Genomic DNA, 18,693 nt, shown 5'->3' on the forward strand with positions numbered 1-18,693 from the left:
GGCGCGGTACAGGGACCGGAGCGGAGGGTCAGGCGCCGCTCAGGGTCCAGATCGCGTAGGCGATGGCATCGCTGTTGCGGTCCAGCGCGGTGTCGTTGATGTTGCTGGTGGTGTCACAGGAGCGGTGGTAGCAGCGGTCGAACGGCTGCCCCGACGTGCCGCCCCACTTCTGGGCCTGGGCCGCCGTCTTGCGGTAGTCGGCGCCGCTGAACAGCCCGCCCACGGGCACGCCCACGTCCTTGAACGAGGCGTGGTCCGAGCGGCCGTCGCCCTCGGTCTCGGGCTCGGTGGCGATGTTCTGGCCGCTGAAGTACTGCTTGAAGACCGACTCGATGGCCGGGTCGTCGTCGTAGACGAAGTAGCCCGGGTTGGGCGAGCCGATCATGTCGAAGTTGAGATAGGCGTCGATCTTCGCGCGGTCGGCGGTGGACAGCCGGTTGACGTAGTTCCGGGAGCCGACCATCCCCATCTCCTCGGCGCCCCACCAGCCGAACCGCAGATGTTTGGTGGGCTGTGCCCCGGTGCGGGCGACGGTGAGCGCGGTCTCCAGGATGGCGGCGGAGCCCGAGCCGTTGTCGTTGATACCGGGCCCCGCGGAGACGGAGTCCAGATGGGCCCCGGCGAACACCACATTGCCGGTGTCACCGCCGGGCCAGTCGGCGATGAGGTTGTAGCCGGTGGTGCCGAAGTAGCTGAACTGCTGCACGGTGGTGGTGAATCCGGCGGCGTCCAGCTTGGCCTTGATGTAGTCGATGGACGCCTTGTAACCGGGGCGGCCATGGGCGCGGTTGCCGCCGTTGGCGGTGGCGATGGACTGGAGCTGGCCGAGGTGGGCCTTCACATTGGCCACCGGGATATCCGGTGCGGCCAGGGCGCTGCCGGGCGCCGCGGGACGGGTGGCCGCGGTGGCGGTGCCGCCCGGTGTGGCCGCGGGCGCGGCCCCGACCAGGGCGGCGATCGCGGTGCCGACGGCCGCGGCCGTCGAGGCGCGGCGCAGCCAGGATCTTCGGGACGTGAGGGAGTGCCGATCTGCCGATGAGGACATGGGGGGCTCCGAATTCCGAACGAGGACAGGACGGAATGACGTGGCGCTGTGGTGATGGCACGTGCCCGTGGGGGGCGATGGAGCGGTGAACCGGCGATGCGGTGGTGATGCGGCTGATGGTCCGGGTGGCGCTGACTCCGCGTCAAGAGCGGGAACCGGACATCAGCCGCCGGATATCGATCCGTCGCGCCTCTCGGGGGCGGTGTCCGGGGCGGTGTCCGGGGCGCTCTCCGCTACGGCGTCGGAGGCGGTCTCGGGCCCGGCGCCCGGAATGACATCGGGCACCACCCCTGCGGCGGCCTCCACGACGGCCACCGGCACCCCCTCGACACCGGAACCCGAACCGGAATCAGAACTGGGATCCGCGTCCGCGACCCCGGCGGATGTCCGGGCCCGTGCCGCGGCGTCCGCGAGCTCCCGCCGCGCCCGGTGTGCGGTATGCAGCGCGTCCCAGGTCAGCAGGGTGAGCGCCAGCCAGACCAGGGAGAAGCCCGCCCATCGCTCGGGCGGCATCGACTCATGGAAGACCACCAGCCCCAGGGTGAACTGGAAGATGGGCGCGATGTACTGGAGCATCCCGATCGTCGACAGCGGCAGCCGTACCGCGGAGGCCCCGAAGCAGATCAGCGGCAGCGCGGTGATCACACCGCAGCTCGCCAGCAGCGCCGAGTGGCCCGCGCCCCCGCTGCCGAAGGTGTTGTCGCCGCGCGCCCCGAGGAACATCAGGAAGCCGAGGGCGGGCAGGAACTGGACGGCGGTCTCGGCGGCCAGCGACTCCAGTCCGCCCAGCCCGATCCGCTTCTTCACCAGACCGTAGGTGGCGAAGGAGAAGGCGAGGGTGAGCGCGATCCAGGGCAGCTTGCCGTAGCCGAGGGAGAGCACCACCACGGCCAGCGTCCCGACGCCGACCGCCGCCCACTGCGCGGGACGCAGCCGCTCCCGCAGCAGCAGCACTCCGAAGGCGATGCTGACCAGGGGGTTGATGAAGTAGCCGAGGGCGGTCTCGACGACATGTCCGCTGTTGACGCCCCAGATGTACAGGCCCCAGTTGACCGAGATGACGCTCGCGGCGATCGCGATCAGGCCCAGCCGCCGGGGCTGCCGCAGCAGCGGCCGGATCCAGGCCCAGCGGCGCAGCGCGAGCAGGATCAGCCCGACGGCCGCCAGCGACCACACCATCCGGTGGGCGAGGATCTCCATCGCGTTCGCGGGCTCCAGCAGCGGCCAGAAGAGTGGTACCAGCCCCCACATGCCGTACGCGGCGAAGCCGTAGAGGAGTCCCGCGCGATCCTGTTGCTGCGGCTTCATAACCCCTGCCCGGCCTGTGGGACGTCCCTGCTGACGTCACGAAGGTAGCGCCCGGAACGGGACCTGTCATTCCCGTCTCACGGATACGGTGATGACACGTGAAGGCAGGCGACGAGAGGCGACGGCAGGTGAAGGCAGGGCTCAGCCGGAGCGGTCACGCCGGCCCCGCCGTCCCTTCCTGCGCCACCCCATCGTCCGCACCGCCCGGCCGACGTCGAACGGCAGGATCGTCACCGCCACCCCCGGAAGGTGTTCCAGCGCCTTCGCCAGCGCCTCCGCCGTCCCCCGGTGCAGCAGCTTGCCCAGCGACGAGGAGTAGGTGCGCCGCGGGACCAGCAGGGTCAGCGCGGTGCGGCCGTCCTCGGTGGTACGGGCCGCCAGCTCCATGACCGTATGGCGCAGCCGCCGGTCCGGGCACTCCACCACCTCCAGCGCCACGGTCACCCCGGGGGTCCGCTCCCACCGGGCCATCAGCCTGCGGGCATGGGCCTCGTCGACCATGATGTGCAGCGCCCGCACCTCGTCGGGCCGCAGCTCATGGGCGTAGCGCAGCGCCTCGACCGTCGCGAGGTCGATGCTGTCCGCCAGTACGTACACCACGTGCCGGCGCCAGCGTGAGGTGTCGTCGCCGAGGCTCGGGACCTCCTCCAGGGCCGCCGCCTCCGCGCGGTACTCGCGGTTGATCCGGATCAGCGCCCAGACCCCGAGCGGGAAGACCACCACCACCAGCCAGGCGCCCTCGGTGAACTTGGTGACCGCGAAGATCAGCACCACCGCCGCGGAGACCACCGCGGTGGTGAGGTTGACCGCGATCTTCCAGGTGCGGCCCCGCTCCCTGCGCCGCAGGTGATACGCGGTCAGCCCGGCCCCGGCCATGGTGAACGCGGTGAACACCCCGATCGCGTACAGCGCCACCAGCCGGTCCACATTGGCGTCCGTGACCACCAGCAGCGCGAGCGCCACCACGGCCAGCGAGATGATCCCGTTGGAGAACGCCAGCCGGTGGCCGCGCCGGGTGAGCTGCCGGGGCAGAAAGCGGTCCTCGGCGACAAAGCTGGCCAGGAAGGGGAAGCCGGTGAACGGGGTGTTGGCGCCGGTGTAGAGGATGAAGGCGGTGGCGAGCTGGACGAAGGCCAGCCCCAGCGCGCCCGGCACCCCGTCACCGAAGATCAGATGGGCCTCCTGGGCGAGCACGGTCGGCGTGCCGTCCCGGTAGGGGATGGCATGGGTGAAGTGGGCCATCGCGGAGACGCCCAGCACCAGCGTGCCCAGGACGCAGCTCATCGCGACCAGCGTGCGGCGGGCGTTGCGGCCCTGCGGTTCCCGGAAGACGGAGACGCCGTTGGAGATGGCCTCCAGACCGGTGAGCGAGGAGCCGCCGTTGGCGAAGGAGCGCAGCACGATGAAGAGGGAGGCGCCGTAGAGCAGTCCGTCGCCGGACTCGCCGAGCGGCACCGCGCCCGCGGCGTGCACATCGGCGTGCGGCAGCTGGCCGGTGAGCCCGCGGACCACCCCGACCACCAGCATCAGCCCGACGGCGAGCATGAACAGATAGGCGGGGACCGCGAAAACCCGTCCCGCCTCGCGCAGTCCGCGCAGATTGCCGTAGGCCAGGAACACGATCACCAGGGCGCTGAGCGGCAGTTGGAGATGGTCGAGCCCGGTCCAGGTGTCGCCCAGCAGATGGGCGAAGGAGATGATCGCGTTGGTACCGGCGGAGACCTGGACGGCGACGGTGACGATGTAGTCGACGAGCAGCGCGACCGAGGCGATCTGCGCGACGTCGGGGCCGAAGTTCTCCCGGGCGACGATGTACGAACCGCCCGCGCGGGTGTAGATCGTCACCACATCGCTGTAGCAGAGCGTCAGCAGCAGCAGTACCAGCAGGATCGCCCCGGTGACCGGCAGGATCAGGGTGAACGCCGCGACCCCGATGACGGGCACCAGCACCCGCAGCATCTCCTCGCTGCCGTAGGCGGTGGAGGAGATGCAGTCCGAGGCGAGGACGCTGAGGGCGACCGGATTGCGCAGCTTCTCGCGCCGGATGCGCTCGGTGACCAGGGGCGGGCCGAGCAGACGCCGCTTGACGCGGTAGCCGAGGCGGTCGGGCGGCTGGAGCGGGGCGGCGGTGTCGGACATGGGGTCATCAGAGCGGCTGCCCGGCCCTGCCGCGGTCCGACGCTCCGGCCGGGCGGCCCCCTGCGCCCGGACGTACGAACGCCCCCGCGGGCGCCGGAGCGCTCACGGGGGCGGGTACGGAACGGCGGTGGCGGCTCAGCCCACGACGGTCCAGGTGTCGTTCCCGGCGAGCAGTGCGCCGAGGTCGCCCTTGCCCTTCTGCTCGACGGCGGCGTCGAGTTGGGTCGCCATATCGGTGTCGTAGACCGCCCGCTCGACACTGCGCAGCACGCCGATGGGGGTGTGGTGCAGGGTGTCCGGGTGGGCCAGCCGCGACAGCGCGAAGGCCGTGGTGGGGGAGGCGGCGTGGGCGTCGTGGACCAGGATCCGGTCCTCGTTCTCCGCGGTGACCGTGACCACCTCCAGATCGCCGGTGGCCTGGTCGCGGACCACGCCCTTGGCCCCGTCGGCGCCGAAGCGGATCGGCCGGCCGTGCTCCAGCCGGATGACGGCCTCCTCGGCCTGCTGCTTGTCCTTGAGGACCTCGAAGGCGCCGTCGTTGAAGATATTGCAGTTCTGGTAGATCTCCACCAGCGCGGTGCCCGGGTGGGCGGCGGCCTGTCGCAGCACCTCGGTGAGGTGCTTGCGGTCGGAGTCCACGGTGCGGGCGACAAAGCTGGCCTCGGCGCCCAGCGCCAGCGACACCGGGTTGAAGGGCGCGTCCAGCGAGCCCATCGGCGTGGACTTGGTGATCTTGCCGACCTCGGAGGTCGGGCTGTACTGCCCCTTGGTCAGCCCGTAGATGCGGTTGTTGAACAGCAGGATCTTCAGGTTGACGTTGCGCCGCAGGGCGTGGATCAGATGGTTGCCGCCGATGGACAGCGCGTCGCCGTCACCGGTGACCACCCACACCGACAGATCGCGGCGCGAGGCGGCGAGACCGGTGGCGATGGCGGGGGCGCGGCCGTGGATGGAGTGCATCCCGTAGGTGTTCATGTAGTACGGGAAGCGGGAGGAGCAGCCGATACCGGAGACGAAGACGATGTTCTCCTTGGCCAGGCCCAGTTCCGGCATGAACCCCTGGACGGCGGCCAGGATCGCGTAGTCACCGCAGCCGGGGCACCAGCGCACTTCCTGATCGGACTTGAAGTCCTTCATGGACTGCTTGGCCTCGGCCTTGGGGACCAGTGAGAGCGCCTCGATGCCGGGCACCCCGTGCGCGACGGTCTCAGTCATCGATGGCCTCCTTAAGGGCCGTGGCGAGCTGCTCGGCCTTGAACGGCAGCCCCCTTACCTGGGTGAAGGAGCGGGCGTCGACGAGATAGCGGGCACGGATCAGGGTGGCGAGCTGGCCCAGGTTCATCTCCGGCACCACCACCTTGTCGTAACCCTCCAGCACCTTCCCGAGGTTGGCCGGGAAGGGGTTGAGATGACGCAGATGGGCCTGGGCGATCCGGTCGCCCGCGCCGCGCACCCGGCGGACCGCCGCGGTGATGGGTCCGTAGGTCGAACCCCAGCCCAGCACCAGGGTGCGGGCGTCGCCGGTGGGGTCGTCCACCTCGAGGTCCGGCACCTGGACACCGTCCACCTTGGCCTGCCGGGTACGGACCATATGGTCGTGGTTGGCCGGGTCATAGGAGATGTTGCCCGTGCCGTCCTGCTTCTCGATCCCGCCGATGCGGTGCTCGAGACCGGGTGTGCCGGGTACGGCCCAGGGGCGGGCCAGGGTCTCGGGGTCGCGCTTGTACGGCCAGAACACCTCGGTGCCGTCGGCCTGCACATGGTTGGGCCCGGTGGCGAACTGCGTCCGCAGATCGGGCAGATCGTCGATCTCCGGGATCCGCCAGGGCTCCGAGCCGTTGGCCAGGTAGCCGTCGGAGAGCAGGAAGACCGGGGTGCGGTAGGCCAGTGCGATCCGGGCCGCGTCCAGCGTGGCGTCGAAGCAGTCGGCCGGGGTCCGCGGGGCCACGATCGGCACCGGCGCCTCGCCGTTCCGCCCGTACATGGCCTGGAGCAGATCGGCCTGTTCGGTCTTGGTGGGCAGCCCCGTGGAGGGCCCGCCGCGCTGGATGTCGATCACCAGCAGCGGCAGCTCCAGCGACACCGCGAGCCCGATGGTCTCGGACTTCAGCGCCACCCCCGGGCCGGAGGTGGTGGTCACGGCCAGCGCCCCGCCGAAGGCGGCGCCCAGCGCGGCGCCGATGCCCGCGATCTCGTCCTCGGCCTGGAAGGTGCGCACGCCGAAGTTCTTGTGGCGCGACAGCTCATGCAGGATGTCGGAGGCCGGGGTGATCGGGTACGAGCCGAGGAACAGCGGCAGATCGGCCTGGCGGGAGGCGGCGATCAGCCCGTAGGACAGCGCCAGGTTCCCGGAGATATTGCGGTACGTGCCCGCCGGGAAGGCGGTGGTCGCCGGTGCCACCTCGTAGGAGACGGCGAAGTCCTCGGTGGTCTCGCCGAAGTTCCAGCCCGCCCGGAACGCCGCGACGTTGGCCTCCGCGATCTCCGGCTTCTTCGCGAACTTCTGGCGCAGGAACTTCTCGGTGCCCTCGGTGGGCCGGTGGTACATCCACGACAGCAGGCCGAGCGCGAACATGTTCTTGCTGCGCTCCGCCTCCTTGCGGGACAGCCCGAACTCCTTCAGGGCCTCGATGGTCAGGGTCGTCAGCGGCACCGGGTGGACGTGGTAACCGTCCAGCGAGCCGTCCTCCAGCGGGCTGGTCTCATAGCCCACCTTCGCCATCGGACGCTTGGTGAACTCATCGGTGTTGACGATGATTTCGGCCCCGCGCGGCACATCGCCCAGATTGGCCTTCAGCGCGGCCGGGTTCATCGCCACCAGCACATTGGGGGCGTCGCCGGGGGTGAGGATGTCGTGATCGGCGAAGTGCAGCTGGAAGCTGGAGACTCCCGGCAGTGTGCCGGCGGGGGCGCGGATCTCCGCCGGGAAGTTCGGCAGGGTGGACAGGTCGTTGCCGAACGACGCCGTCTCCGAGGTGAACCGGTCACCGGTGAGCTGCATACCGTCGCCCGAGTCACCCGCGAACCGGATGATCACGCGGTCCAGGCGGCGGATCTCCTTGGTGCCGTCCGATGTCCGCCGCTCCCCGGCGGACCCGGGCCCGCCCTGCTGATCGGCTGGTTCGGCCTGCTCGGCCGGGCTACTGACCTGGCTGGTCACTGCTTCGGACCTCCCTCGAGGCGGCGCTCCTGGACAGTCGGTGCCGACCGGTTGTCCCATGACCATCGTACGTCGGTAAGGGTCGCCTTCCTTGGCTGGATCACATGGTGGACGTCGCCACCTTGACCCTTTATGTCACGGTTTGACATGACGTGTACCCTCCCCCGTGTTGTCATCTCCGCTGATCCCCCGTTCAGCCTTTGGCCCCGCTTTGGCGCCGGGACGGCCCTGTACGCCCCCGTCCGGACCTGGGCCCTGACGACAGGTCACACCGGCGGTCACGGTTCTGATCGGCCGGTCAGGAGTTGAGATACGTGAGCACCGCGAGGACCCGACGGTGATCCCCGTCACTCGGCGACAGTCCCAGCTTCAGGAAGATGTTGCTGACGTGCTTCTCGACCGCCCCGTCGCTCACCACCAGCTGCCGGGCGATCGCCGAGTTCGTCCGGCCCTCGGCCATCAGCCCCAGCACCTCGCGCTCCCGCGGGGTGAGCCCGGCCAGTACGTCCTGCTTACGGCTGCGGCCCAGCAGCTGGGCGACCACCTCCGGGTCGAGTGCGGTACCGCCCTCGGCGACCCGCACCACGGCGTCCACGAACTCGCGGACCTCGGCCACCCGGTCCTTCAGCAGATAGCCCACCCCGCGGCTGCTGCCCGCCAGCAGCTCCGTCGCGTACTGCTCCTCCACGTACTGTGACAGCACCAGCACACCCAGTCCCGGGTGGTCGCGGCGCAGCCGGACGGCCGCCCGCACCCCCTCGTCGGTGTGGGTCGGCGGCATCCGCACATCGGCCACCACCACATCCGGCAGCGCGCCCTCGTCCGCCAGCTCGCGGATCGACTTGATCAGCGCGTCGGCGTCGCCCACCCCCGCGACCACCTCATGCCCACGGTCGGTCAGCAGCCGGGTCAGCCCCTCCCGCAGCAGCACCGAATCCTCGGCGATGACCACCCGCACTCTGTCCTCCACGATGCACGGCCCCCGTTCGTTCGGATTGTCGGGACCAGCATCCCAGGATTCGGACGCCGACGTCGCGCGGACCCGGCGGGAGAGGGGGCAGGGGCACCGGGTCCGTCGGCGGCCCGGTCCGTCAGCGCCAGGGCAGCTCGGCGGTGACCGCGGTCGGGCCGCCGGACGGGGAGTGGACGACGAGGATGCCGTCCACCGCGTCGAGCCGTTCGGCGAGACCGGCGAGCCCGGATCCGACGGAGGTGTTGGCTCCGCCCCGGCCGTCATCGGTGACCTGGAGCATCACCCGGTCCTCCGCCCGCCACACATCGACCTCGGCGGTCCGGGCGCCGCTGTGCTTGCTGATGTTCTGGAGGAGTTCGGAGACGGTGAAGTAGGCGATGCCCTCGATGGCGGGCGCGGGCCGGTAGGGAAGGTCCACCGTCACGGTGACGGGCACGGAGCAGCGGGCGGCGAGCGCGGAGAGCGCGGGGCCGAGTCCGCGGTCGGTGAGGATGGCGGGGTGGATGCCTCGGGCGAGGTCCCGTAGCTCCTGGAGAGCGAGTTTCACCTCGCCGTGGGCCTCGTCGACCATCTTGGCCGCCGCTTCCGGGTCCTCCTCGAGCTTCTCCTTCGCCAGGCCCAGATCCATGGCGAGGGCGACCAGCCGGGCCTGCGCTCCGTCGTGCAGATCGCGTTCGATACGGCGCAGATCGGCGGCGGCGGTGTCCACCACCGTGCCCCGGTCCGACTCCAGCTCCCAGACCCGGGTGGCCAGCCGGGACGGACCCAGCAGCCCCGCCACCATCAGCCGGTCGACCGAGGTCAGACCGTGGATCGTCGGCGGCATCAGCAGCAGCACCACCGCCCCGACCACACAGGTCGCGGCGATCTCCAGCGGGGAGTCCAGATAGAAGGCGTTCCCGTCGTGGTCGCCCCACAGCTGAATGCCCGGCTGGTCGCCGTAGGTGGGTTGGACCCAGTGCCACAGCGGATAGGTCACGAAGCCCCAGCCGAAGCTGAAGAGCACGGTCGCGACGACGAACGCGAAGATGGCCCACGGCAGATGGAGCAGCGCGTAGAGCACATGGCGCCAGGAGGTGCCGCTCTTGAGGACCGCCCCCACCCAGGCCAGCGGCCCGGTCCCGCGGCGGTCGTCCTTGCCGCTCCTGGGACGGACCGGTTCGGGGTCGGCCACCGCGAGACCGAGCAGCCCCCGGGCCCGCGCCCGCTCCACGAAGCCCAGCGCCCGGCAGCCCGCGAGGGCGAGCCCGAGCACCGGTATCCCCAGGAAGGTGATCAGCAGCCCGGCACCCAGCGTGACCATCGTGACCGTGTAGGCGAAGGAGATGACGGCCATCGGCAGGCTGATCAGCAGATAGAGGAGTTCGCGCCAGACGCGGCCCTCGAACGGGGCCCGCAGCGCCGCGACGAGACTGCCGTGCGGCCTGGCCCCAGGCCCGTACGGTCCGTATGCGGTGGCCATCGTGGTGTCCGTCCTCCGGGCGCCGGGTGCTCCGGCGCGGGGTCTGAAGTGGGTGCGTCGTCCGTGTGGCTCAAGGCTCCCCGAGGGCGGTGGGCCGGACCATCGGGGAGGTGGGCGTCTTCACCCGGGGGTTAGCCCCACCTCCCGCGGTTCACCCGGGCCGTACCTTCGACCGCCCTCAGCGGGCCGTCGCGACGCGGTCCCGCCAGGGCAGCTCGGCGGTGACCGTCGTCGGCCCGCCCGCCGGGGAGTCCACCCTGAACAGCCCGTCGACCGAACCCAGCCGTTCGGCCAGGCCCGCCAGTCCGCTGCCGCCGGTCGTGGTCGCCCCGCCGCGTCCGTCGTCCCGCACCTGGAACAGCAGTCTGCGGTCCGCGTGCCACATCTCCACCGCCGCCGTCCGGGCGCCGCTGTGCTTGCTGATGTTCTGGAGGAGTTCGGAGACGGTGAAGTAGGCGATGCCCTCGATGGCGGGCGCGGGCCGGTCCGGCAGGTCGACGGTCACGGTGACCGGCACCGTGCAGCGGGCGGCGAGCGCGGAGAGCGCGGGGCCGAGTCCGCGGTCGGTGAGGATGGCGGGGTGGATGCCTCGGGCGAGGTCCCGTAGCTCCTGGAGGGCGAGTTTCACCTCGCCGTGGGCCTCGTCGACCATCTTGGCCGCCGCTTCCGGGTCCTCCTCGAGCTTCTCCTTGGCCAGACCGAGGCCCATGGCGAGGGCGACCAGCCGGGCCTGCGCTCCGTCGTGCAGATCGCGTTCGATACGGCGCAGATCGGCGGCGGCGGTGTCCACCACCGTGCCCCGGTCCGACTCCAGCTCCGCGATCCGCCGCTCCAGCTCGTCCGAGGGCGCCAGCAGCGCGCGCACCATCGCCCGGTCCACGTTGGTGAGCGCGCGGGCGATCCAGGGCAGCACCGGCCAGGCGACGAACAGCGAGGTCAGCGCGATGGCGAAGGTGAGCACGCCCCACGGCAGCCGGATGAAGGCGTACAGGGCGCTCCGCCAGCCCACCGGGTCCCGCAGACTCGTCCACAGCCGGGCGAAGAAGCTCTGGTCCCGCGTATGCGGCAGTCGGCTGGGCTCGTCCATACGCAGCGCCAGCAGCGCCCTGGCCCGGGACCGCTCGAACCGGCCGAACATCCGCCCGCCGATCAGTCCGGCGGCCAGCACCGGCAGTCCCACCACCGTGACCGACAGCCCCGCGCCCACACAGACCCAGGTGACGGCGTAGGCGAAGCCGACGATGCCCAGCGGCAGATTCAGCAGCAGATGGACGATCTCCTTCCACGTCTGCGCGGGAAAGGCGAAGGCGGGCGGCGGGGGCAGGCGCTCATCGGCGCCTTCCGCGGCGGGGGCGGCAGAGCCGACAGCGCCGACGGGGCCGACCGAGCCGACGGAACCGGAAGAACCGGAGGAACGGGAGGTCATAGCAGCCAAGAGTGCCGGGCGCGGAGCCCCGGCGCCATGGGGTCCGTCGCCGGACGGGACGTAGGGCTAACCCCACCTGATGCGGGACGTATCACCACAGCCCGCGCGGCGCGGGGCGCACCCGGGCCGGGTCCGTCCCCGCCGCATGCCGGACGGGCGGATCAGCGGGGGACCGTCAGGGCCTAGACTCCCGTCCGTACGGATCGTCGAACACACGAGGTCGACGAGGAGCGGGCCAGACAAGCCAGGACAGGGAGCGAGGGGCGGACGTGCCGGAGGCGACGACCGTGCGCACCACCACCAGCGTCCAGCTCGCGGCCGACTACTTCCACGGTTACGCGGTGGTCGGTCTGCTCGGAGCGGTCGGGGTGATCTTCGTCGCGGTGGCCTTCGGGGCCGGGCGGCTGCTGCGCCCCGTGGTGCCGACGCCCGAGAAGCTGCTGACGTACGAATGCGGTGTGGACCCGGTGGGCGAGGGCTGGGCACACACCCAGGTCCGCTACTACGTCTACGCTTTCTTGTACGTGATTTTCGCGGTGGACTCGATCTTCCTGTTCCCGTGGGCGACGGTCTTCGCCGCGCCCGGCTTCGGTGCCGCCACGCTGGTGGAGATGTTCATCTTCCTCGGGTTCCTCGCCGTAGGTCTGCTGTACGCATGGAAGAAGGGCGTCCTGGAATGGACGTGACACCGACGCCGACTCCGGCGCCGACCCCGGTGGATCTCCCGGAGCCCCGCCGCCTCGGCGCGCTCGCCCGGCTGGCCCCCGAGCCGATGAAGGTGGTCCTGAACTGGGGCCGCCGCTACAGCCTGTGGGTCTTCAACTTCGGCCTGGCCTGTTGCGCCATCGAGTTCATCGCGGCGTCCATGGCCCGCCATGACTTCATCCGGCTCGGCGTGATCCCCTTCGCGCCGGGGCCGCGCCAGGCCGACCTGATGGTCGTGTCCGGCACGGTCACGGACAAGATGGCACCCGCGGTGAAGCGGCTGTACGAGCAGATGCCGGAGCCGAAGTATGTGATCTCCTTCGGGGCCTGCTCCAACTGCGGCGGCCCGTACTGGGACTCGTACTCGGTGACCAAGGGTGTCGACCAGATCCTCCCGGTCGATGTGTACGTCCCCGGCTGCCCGCCCCGGCCGGAGGCCCTGCTCCAGGGCATCCTCAAGCTCCAGGAGAAGATCGCCCGCGAATCGCTGGGCGAGCGCTACGGACCGGACGCCGCCGCGGGCCGTCCCTCCACGGCCGCCCTCCGCAGCGGTCTGGTCACGCCTCCGCAGCAGCCTCCGGCGCAGGAAGACACCCGATGACCGAGCAGCGACCCGAACCGACCGAGCCCTCACAGGAGACGGCGCCGGACGCCGTCCCGGCCCCGGCCGCCGCGCCGCCCGTGGGCTGGCTGCCGCGGTCCGCCGCCGAGCTTTTCGGCGAGGGTGCCACGGCCGAGGAGGCGTACGGTCTGCTCACCGTGGACGTCCCCGCCGACTCCTGGATCGCGGCGCTGGAGACGGTCCGCGACACCCTCGGCTGCACCTACTTCGACTGGCTGAGCGCGGTCGACGAACCGGGCACGGGATTCCGCGTCGCCGCGTACGTCGTCGCGCTCGGCGGGCCCACGGCCCCGGGCCCCGCGGTGCGCACCCTGCTGGTCCGCACCACGGTGCCGCACGACGCGCCCGCGCTGCCGACCGCCACCGGCGTCTACGCCGGTGCGGGCTGGCACGAGCGCGAGACCCACGAGATGTTCGGGATCGGCTTCACCGGCCACCCCCATCTGGCGCCGCTGCTGCTCCCCGACGGCTTCGAGGGCCATCCGCTGCGCAAGGACTTCGTCCTGGCGGCCCGGGTCGCCAAGGCGTGGCCGGGCGCGAAGGAGCCGGGGGAGTCCGACCACGGCGGCCCCAAGCGGCGGCAGATGCTGCCGCCGGGCGTTCCCGACCCCAACGAATGGGGCCCGCTCAAGGGCCAGTTGCCGCCCGCCCCGGCCCGTGGCGCCCGTACGGCGGGCGAGCGCCCGGCACGGCGCACCCGCACCGCGGGCGCCGGCTCGGCCACCCAACGCGACGCGGCGCCCCCCACCCCGACCGAGCGCCCCGCACGGCGGCCGCGCGGCGTTGGTGAGGGCTCGGCCAGCCAGCGCGCGGAGACCACCGAAAGCCCGACGCCCGCAGAGCCCGACGCGGCGGCCCCCGCTCCCGAGACGGCGGCTCCGGCGCCGGACGCGGCGGCTCCGGGTGAGCGGCCCGCGCGGCGGCCGCGCGGCGTTGGTGAGGGCTCGGCCAGCCAGCGCGCGGAGACCACCGAAGGCCCGGCGTCTGCGGAACCCTCGCAGACGCCGCCCGCACGGCGGACGCGGTCCTCCGATGCCCCCTGGCACCACGCCCGCCCGGCGCACGACGACGAATCCACGGGCGACCAGGAGGCGGCGCCGGACGCCGCGGAACCGGAAGCCGAAGAGCAACCGCCCCGCAACGACGACCAGCCAGGAGGCACCGGGTGAACGACGTCCTCGACGTCGCACTGCGACTGCTCGCCCTGCTGCTCGCCTTCCTGGTCCTGCCGCTGGTCGTCGGACAGACCGAGCACAAGGTGATGGCCCATATGCAGGGCCGCCTCGGACCGATGTACGCGGGCGGCTTCCACGGCTGGGCCCAGCTCGTCGCGGACGGCGTGAAGTTCGCGCAGAAGGAGGACGTCGTCCCGGCCGGGGCCGACCGGCGGATCTTCCAGCTCGCACCGGCCGTCGCGCTGCTCCCGTACCTCCTGGTGCTCGTCGCGATCCCGATCGGCCCCGCCGAGGGCGCCGTCGGCCAGTTCGTGGACGCCGGGATCTTCTTCGTGCTCGCCGTGATGGGCGTCGGCGTCCTGGGCTCGCTGATGGCGGGCTGGGCCTCGGCCAACAAGTTCTCGCTCCTCGGCGGGTTGCGCACGGCCGCCCAGCTGATGGCCTACGAGCTGCCGATGCTGCTCACCGCCGCGTCCGTGGCGATGGCCGCGGGCACCGTCTCGCTGCCCGGCATCCTCGACGCCTTCGCCTGGTGGTGGGTGCCGTGGCAGATCGTCGGCGGCGTGGTGTTCTTCACCGCGGGCCTGGCCGAGCTGCAACGTCCGCCGTTCGACGCCCCGGTGGCCGACTCCGAGATCATCTTCGGTGCGTACACCGAGTACACCGGGCTGCGCTTCGCGCTCTTCCTGCTCGCCGAGTACGCGGGCATCGTCATCCTCTGCGCGCTGACCACCGTGCTCTTCCTCGGCGGCTGGCACGGTCCGCTCGCCGATGACCTCGGCTGGCTGTGGACCCTGCTGAAGACCGCGGTCCTCGCCTTCGTGGTGATCTGGCTGCGGGTGACCTATCCCCGGCTGCGCGAGGACCAGCTCCAGCGGTTCGCCTGGACCTGCCTCATCCCGCTCTCCCTGGCCCAGATCGCCCTCACCGGCGTCGTCAAGGTGGTGATCTCCTGATGGGCATCCCCGGTTCCGGCCTGGCCAAGGGTCTGGCCGTCACCCTGCGCACGATGACCCGGAAGTCGCACACCGCGCAGTATCCGGACGCACAGCCCGAACTGCCGCCCCGCACCCGCGGGGTGATCGGGCTGTTCGAGGAGAACTGCACGGTCTGCATGCTCTGCGCCCGGGAGTGCCCGGACTGGTGCATCTACATCGACTCCCACAAGGAGACGGTGCCCCCGGCCGCCCCCGGCGGGCGGGAGCGCAGCCGGAACGTGCTGGACCGGTTCGCCATCGACTTCGCGCTGTGCATGTACTGCGGCATCTGCATCGAGGTGTGTCCGTTCGACGCGCTGTTCTGGTCGCCGGAGTTCGAGTACGCCGAGACCGATATCCGCGAGCTCACCCATGAGCGGGACAAGCTCCGCGACTGGATGTGGACGGTGCCCGCACCGCCCGCGCTCGACCCGGCCGCGGAGGAGCCCAAGGAGATCGCCGCCGCCCGTAAGGCCGCCGACAAGCTGGCCGCCGCGGAGGCGGCCGCGGCCGCCGAAGCCGCCGATGCCGCTGGGCCGAACGGCACCGACGACGGCACCCCCGGTGACACCTCCCGCGGGAACGGAGCCGCCTCGTGAGTTCCGCAGTCCAGCTCGCGGCAGCCACCGGCCGTGAGTTCGCCGGTCACGGTCTCGCCGCCGCGGGCCACGGCTTTCTGTCGCCCACCGGTGTCGAGATCGCGTTCCTCCTCGTCGGTCTCGCCACCTTCGGCGCGGCCCTCGTCACCGTCACCACCAAACAGCTGGTGCACGCCGCCCTCTGGCTGGTGGTCACGCTCGGCGGTCTCGCCGTGGAGTACCTGCTGCTGACGGCGGAGTTCATCGCCTGGGTGCAGGTGCTGATCTACGTCGGCTCCGTCGTGGTCCTCCTCCTCTTCGGGCTGATGCTCACCAAGGCGCCCATCGGCCGCTCACCGGACGCCGATTCGGGCAACCGCCCGGCCGCGCTCGCGGTGGCCGTCGCCGCCGCGGCCGCGCTGGTCTGGGTGGTCGTGGACGCCTTCCGGACCACCTGGATCGACCTCGACAAGGGCGTACAGGGCTCCACCGCGGTCTCCGGCGAGAGCCTCTTCCGGCACTGGGTGCTGCCGTTCGAGGCGCTGTCGGTGCTGCTGCTCGCCGCGCTCGTCGGCGCGATCGTGCTGTCCCGCAAGGACGGCGACAAGAGCGACCGGGCCACCGGCAGGAACGCCGAGCCCGACACGAACGCCCCCGGCACGAACGCCCCCGGCACCGGCGGACCCGACAACGGCAAGGAGACGCGCTGATGCACCTCGCCTACCCCGCCGTCCTCGCCGTCCTCCTCTTCTGCACCGGCCTCTACGGCGTGCTCGCCCGCCGCAACGCGATCCTGGTGCTGATGTCGGTCGAGCTGATGCTCAACGCCGTCAACCTCAACCTCGTCGCCTTCGACGTCTGGCTCCGCGACACCCTGCACGCGGGCCAGGCGCTCACCCTGTTCACCATCGCCATCGCCGCCGCCGAGATCGGCATCGGTCTCGCCATCGTCCTCCTCGTCCACCGCAACCGCGGCACCGCCGACGTCGACCGGCTCCGGGACCTCGCCGACCCCCCTCCGGCCGGCACCCCCGCCGCTGACAACAGCGTGACAGCCCCCACCGACAACGGCGCCGACGAGGCAACTCCCGTCCGGAGGCAGACCGCGTGACGACCACGACCGCCGCCGTTCTCGTCCCCCTGCTGCCCTTCCTCGGCGCCCTCGCGGGCCTCGCCGCGGGCCGCCGCGCCCCCGGCTTCGTCCGCCCGCTCGCCGTGCTGCCCACGCTGGCCGCGGCCGCGCTCGCCGTCCTCGTCGCCGTACGCCAGGGCGGGGGAGAGGGCTCCGGAACGGCGCCGCTGCACGCCTCGACCCGGCTCGCCGACACCGGCTCGGTCCCCATCGACCTCGCCCTGAACATCGACGGCTTCGCCGCCCTGGTCGCGGTCCTGGTCGGCGTCGTGGCCTGCTGCGTCCAGATCTACTCGACCGGCTATCTGCGCGACGACCCGCGCTACCCCTCCTACGCCGCGCTGGTCTCCCTCTTCACCTCCGCGATGATGCTCGTCGTCTACTCCGACGACCTCATCGTGCTGCTGGTCGGCTGGGAGATCATGGGCATCTGCTCGTACTTCCTGGTCGGCCACTACTGGGAGACCGCGGCCGCCCGGTCCGCCTCCCTGAAGGCGTTCCTGGTCACCAAGCTGGGCGATGTCCCGTTCCTGATCGGCCTCTTCGCGCTCGCGGGCGACACCGGCACCTTCAGCATCAGCGGCATCGTCCACCGGCTCACCTCCGACACCGGCGCCCCGCTGGACCATCCGACGCTGATCGCGCTGCTGCTGCTCGCCGGGGTCGCGGGCAAGTCCGCGCAGTTCCCGCTGCACACCTGGCTGCCCGACGCGATGGCCGGTCCCACCCCGGTCTCCGCGCTCATCCACGCCGCGACCATGGTCGCCGCCGGTGTCTACTTCATCGCCCGGCTGCTCCCCGTCTTCGTCTCCTCCGCCGCCGCGCTCGCCGTGCTCGCCGCCATGGCGGCCGTCACCATGGTCGGCTCGGCGCTCGCCGCGCTCGCCCAGGACGACATCAAGCGGGTGCTGGCCTACTCGACCGTCGGCCAGCTCGGCTATATGACGGGCGCGCTGGCCGTGGGCGACCGCGGCGCCGCCGTCTTCCACCTCATCGCGCACGGTGCGTTCAAGGCGCTCCTCTTCCTCGGCGCGGGCGTGATCATCCACGCCGCCGGGACCAACTCGCTCGCCGCCATGTCCCGGATGAGCGGCCTCACCAAGCGGATCCCCGACGCCTTCTGGACCGTGACGGTCGCGCTGCTCGCGCTCGCCGCGATCCCGCCCTTCGCGGGCTTCTTCTCCAAGGAGGCCGTCCTCGGTGCCGCCGAGCACGCCGCCACCGGCCACACCACCGACATCCCCGAGGGCGTCGGCTGGACCGTCCTCGTCGCCGGACTGCTCACCGCCCTGCTCACCGCCGGGTACGCCGCCCGGCTGTGGCTGATGGCCTTCCGCGGCACGGGCGAGCCCGCCCCGGACCACGGGAAGCAGCCGGTCGCCATGAACGCCGTGCTGTGGGTGCTGTTCCTGCCCACCGCCGCGCTCGGCCTGACCTACGGCGCACTGCCCGACTGGTTCGACGGCGAGAGCCTCACCCCGACCCTCACCACCTCCGTCCTGGGCACCGGGATGGCCCTCGCCGGAGCCCTGGTGATGTACGGCGCCTGGCGGCACACCTCCGCCCTCGCCGCCCGCGTCCCGCTCGGCGCGGTGGCCGCCCACCCGGACGCCGCCGACGCCGTCTCCGAGGCCGAGGCCATCGCCACCCACGAGGCCGCCTACGGATCCGTCGCGGCGGCGGCCGACCCGGCCGACCCCGGCCGCCTCCTGCTCGGCCCGCTGCACCGCCACGCCGCCACCGGCTTCCACCTCGACGCCGTCTACAGCGCGCTGTTCGTCCGCCCGGTGCGCGCCGCCGCCGGTCTGGTCCGCTTCCTCGACCGCGAGGTCATCGAGACCTACGTACGCGCCGCGGCCGGTGCGCCCGGCCTGTTCGGCGCGGCCGTCCGCCGCGCCCAGAACGGCAATGTGCAGACCTACCTCGGCGCACTGCTCGCGGGCTCCCTCGTCCTGGCCGTCGCCGCCGTCCTCGTCGCAGCGGGAGCCTGA

Annotated in this window: 16 protein-coding genes; 8 read left to right on the plus strand and 8 right to left on the minus strand. The window is 71.7% G+C overall.

The annotated features are described in order from the left end of the window. Window positions 1-28: 28 nt before the first annotated feature. From AB0C66_RS00495 to AB0C66_RS00530, 8 genes are all read right to left on the minus strand, one after another. The gene (locus tag AB0C66_RS00495; protein ID WP_362430998.1) at window positions 29-1,045 is read right to left on the minus strand and encodes a M28 family metallopeptidase; all 1,017 of its coding nucleotides are present in this window, start codon (window positions 1,043-1,045) and stop codon (window positions 29-31) included. 162 nt (window positions 1,046-1,207) lie between these two features. Then, complete coding sequence (gene rarD, locus AB0C66_RS00500; protein ID WP_362431000.1) at window positions 1,208-2,353, minus strand: EamA family transporter RarD; 1,146 nt, start codon at window positions 2,351-2,353, stop codon at window positions 1,208-1,210. 141 nt (window positions 2,354-2,494) lie between these two features. Continuing rightward, a complete protein-coding gene (locus AB0C66_RS00505) occupies window positions 2,495-4,492 on the minus strand; it encodes an APC family permease (protein WP_362431003.1) in 1,998 nt (665 codons plus the stop codon). A 135-nt stretch (window positions 4,493-4,627) separates the two neighbouring features. Then, the gene (locus tag AB0C66_RS00510; protein ID WP_362431005.1) at window positions 4,628-5,707 is read right to left on the minus strand and encodes a 2-oxoacid:ferredoxin oxidoreductase subunit beta; all 1,080 of its coding nucleotides are present in this window, start codon (window positions 5,705-5,707) and stop codon (window positions 4,628-4,630) included. Further along, window positions 5,700-7,652, minus strand: a complete 1,953-nt coding sequence (locus AB0C66_RS00515) for a 2-oxoacid:acceptor oxidoreductase subunit alpha (protein ID WP_362431008.1) — start codon at window positions 7,650-7,652, stop codon at window positions 5,700-5,702. Before AB0C66_RS00515 ends, AB0C66_RS00510 begins: the two co-directional genes overlap by 8 nt. Window positions 7,653-7,950: 298 nt before the next feature. Continuing rightward, the gene (locus tag AB0C66_RS00520; protein ID WP_362433258.1) at window positions 7,951-8,610 is read right to left on the minus strand and encodes a response regulator transcription factor; all 660 of its coding nucleotides are present in this window, start codon (window positions 8,608-8,610) and stop codon (window positions 7,951-7,953) included. Window positions 8,611-8,743: 133 nt separating this feature from the next. Further along, window positions 8,744-10,087, minus strand: coding sequence for a sensor domain-containing protein (locus AB0C66_RS00525; protein WP_362431011.1), 1,344 nt, complete (start codon window positions 10,085-10,087; stop codon window positions 8,744-8,746). A gap of 178 nt (window positions 10,088-10,265) precedes the next feature. After that, window positions 10,266-11,513, minus strand: coding sequence for a sensor domain-containing protein (locus tag AB0C66_RS00530; RefSeq protein ID WP_362431014.1), 1,248 nt, complete (start codon window positions 11,511-11,513; stop codon window positions 10,266-10,268). Window positions 11,514-11,782: 269 nt separating this feature from the next. Between AB0C66_RS00530 and AB0C66_RS00535 the strand changes: the two genes are divergently transcribed. The 8 genes from AB0C66_RS00535 (at window position 11,783) to AB0C66_RS00570 (ending at window position 18,693) form a co-directional block, all read left to right on the plus strand. Beyond that, window positions 11,783-12,199, plus strand: a complete 417-nt coding sequence (locus tag AB0C66_RS00535) for an NADH-quinone oxidoreductase subunit A (protein ID WP_176181380.1) — start codon at window positions 11,783-11,785, stop codon at window positions 12,197-12,199. After that, entirely contained in the window at window positions 12,190-12,819 is a 630-nt protein-coding gene (locus AB0C66_RS00540; protein WP_362431017.1) for an NADH-quinone oxidoreductase subunit B family protein, read from the plus strand. Before AB0C66_RS00535 ends, AB0C66_RS00540 begins: the two co-directional genes overlap by 10 nt. Next, window positions 12,816-14,009, plus strand: a complete 1,194-nt coding sequence (locus AB0C66_RS00545) for an NADH-quinone oxidoreductase subunit C (protein ID WP_362431019.1) — start codon at window positions 12,816-12,818, stop codon at window positions 14,007-14,009. The genes AB0C66_RS00540 and AB0C66_RS00545 overlap by 4 nt, the downstream gene beginning before the upstream one ends. Continuing rightward, complete coding sequence (locus tag AB0C66_RS00550; protein WP_362431021.1) at window positions 14,006-14,971, plus strand: complex I subunit 1 family protein; 966 nt, start codon at window positions 14,006-14,008, stop codon at window positions 14,969-14,971. Before AB0C66_RS00545 ends, AB0C66_RS00550 begins: the two co-directional genes overlap by 4 nt. Next, window positions 14,971-15,591, plus strand: coding sequence for an NADH-quinone oxidoreductase subunit I (locus AB0C66_RS00555; RefSeq protein ID WP_362431024.1), 621 nt, complete (start codon window positions 14,971-14,973; stop codon window positions 15,589-15,591). Before AB0C66_RS00550 ends, AB0C66_RS00555 begins: the two co-directional genes overlap by 1 nt. A 77-nt stretch (window positions 15,592-15,668) precedes the next feature. After that, a complete protein-coding gene (locus tag AB0C66_RS00560) occupies window positions 15,669-16,280 on the plus strand; it encodes an NADH-quinone oxidoreductase subunit J (RefSeq protein WP_362433261.1) in 612 nt (203 codons plus the stop codon). Further along, window positions 16,280-16,681 carry an NADH-quinone oxidoreductase subunit NuoK gene (gene nuoK / locus AB0C66_RS00565; protein ID WP_362431027.1) on the plus strand — a complete coding sequence of 134 codons (402 nt, stop codon included), beginning with the start codon at window positions 16,280-16,282 and terminating at the stop codon, window positions 16,679-16,681. The genes AB0C66_RS00560 and nuoK overlap by 1 nt, the downstream gene beginning before the upstream one ends. After that, the gene (locus tag AB0C66_RS00570; RefSeq protein ID WP_362431030.1) at window positions 16,678-18,693 is read left to right on the plus strand and encodes an NADH-quinone oxidoreductase subunit L; all 2,016 of its coding nucleotides are present in this window, start codon (window positions 16,678-16,680) and stop codon (window positions 18,691-18,693) included. Before nuoK ends, AB0C66_RS00570 begins: the two co-directional genes overlap by 4 nt.

This window comes from Streptomyces sp. NPDC048636, assembly GCF_040650655.1.
Taxonomy (GTDB): Bacteria; Actinomycetota; Actinomycetes; order Streptomycetales; family Streptomycetaceae; genus Streptomyces.

Bases quoted from the DNA above. Each gene is read 5' to 3' on its own strand.
- AB0C66_RS00540 (WP_362431017.1), top strand. From the start codon at position 12,190: ATGGACGTGACACCGACGCCGACTCCGGCGCCGACCCCGGTGGATCTC.
- AB0C66_RS00505 (WP_362431003.1), bottom strand. From the start codon at position 4,492: ATGTCCGACACCGCCGCCCCGCTCCAGCCGCCCGACCGCCTCGGCTAC.
- AB0C66_RS00545 (WP_362431019.1), top strand. From the start codon at position 12,816: ATGACCGAGCAGCGACCCGAACCGACCGAGCCCTCACAGGAGACGGCG.
- AB0C66_RS00510 (WP_362431005.1), bottom strand. From the start codon at position 5,707: ATGACTGAGACCGTCGCGCACGGGGTGCCCGGCATCGAGGCGCTCTCA.
- AB0C66_RS00495 (WP_362430998.1), bottom strand. From the start codon at position 1,045: ATGTCCTCATCGGCAGATCGGCACTCCCTCACGTCCCGAAGATCCTGG.
- rarD (WP_362431000.1), bottom strand. From the start codon at position 2,353: ATGAAGCCGCAGCAACAGGATCGCGCGGGACTCCTCTACGGCTTCGCC.
- nuoK (WP_362431027.1), top strand. From the start codon at position 16,280: ATGCACCTCGCCTACCCCGCCGTCCTCGCCGTCCTCCTCTTCTGCACC.
- AB0C66_RS00555 (WP_362431024.1), top strand. From the start codon at position 14,971: ATGGGCATCCCCGGTTCCGGCCTGGCCAAGGGTCTGGCCGTCACCCTG.
- AB0C66_RS00530 (WP_362431014.1), bottom strand. From the start codon at position 11,513: ATGACCTCCCGTTCCTCCGGTTCTTCCGGTTCCGTCGGCTCGGTCGGC.
- AB0C66_RS00525 (WP_362431011.1), bottom strand. From the start codon at position 10,087: ATGGCCACCGCATACGGACCGTACGGGCCTGGGGCCAGGCCGCACGGC.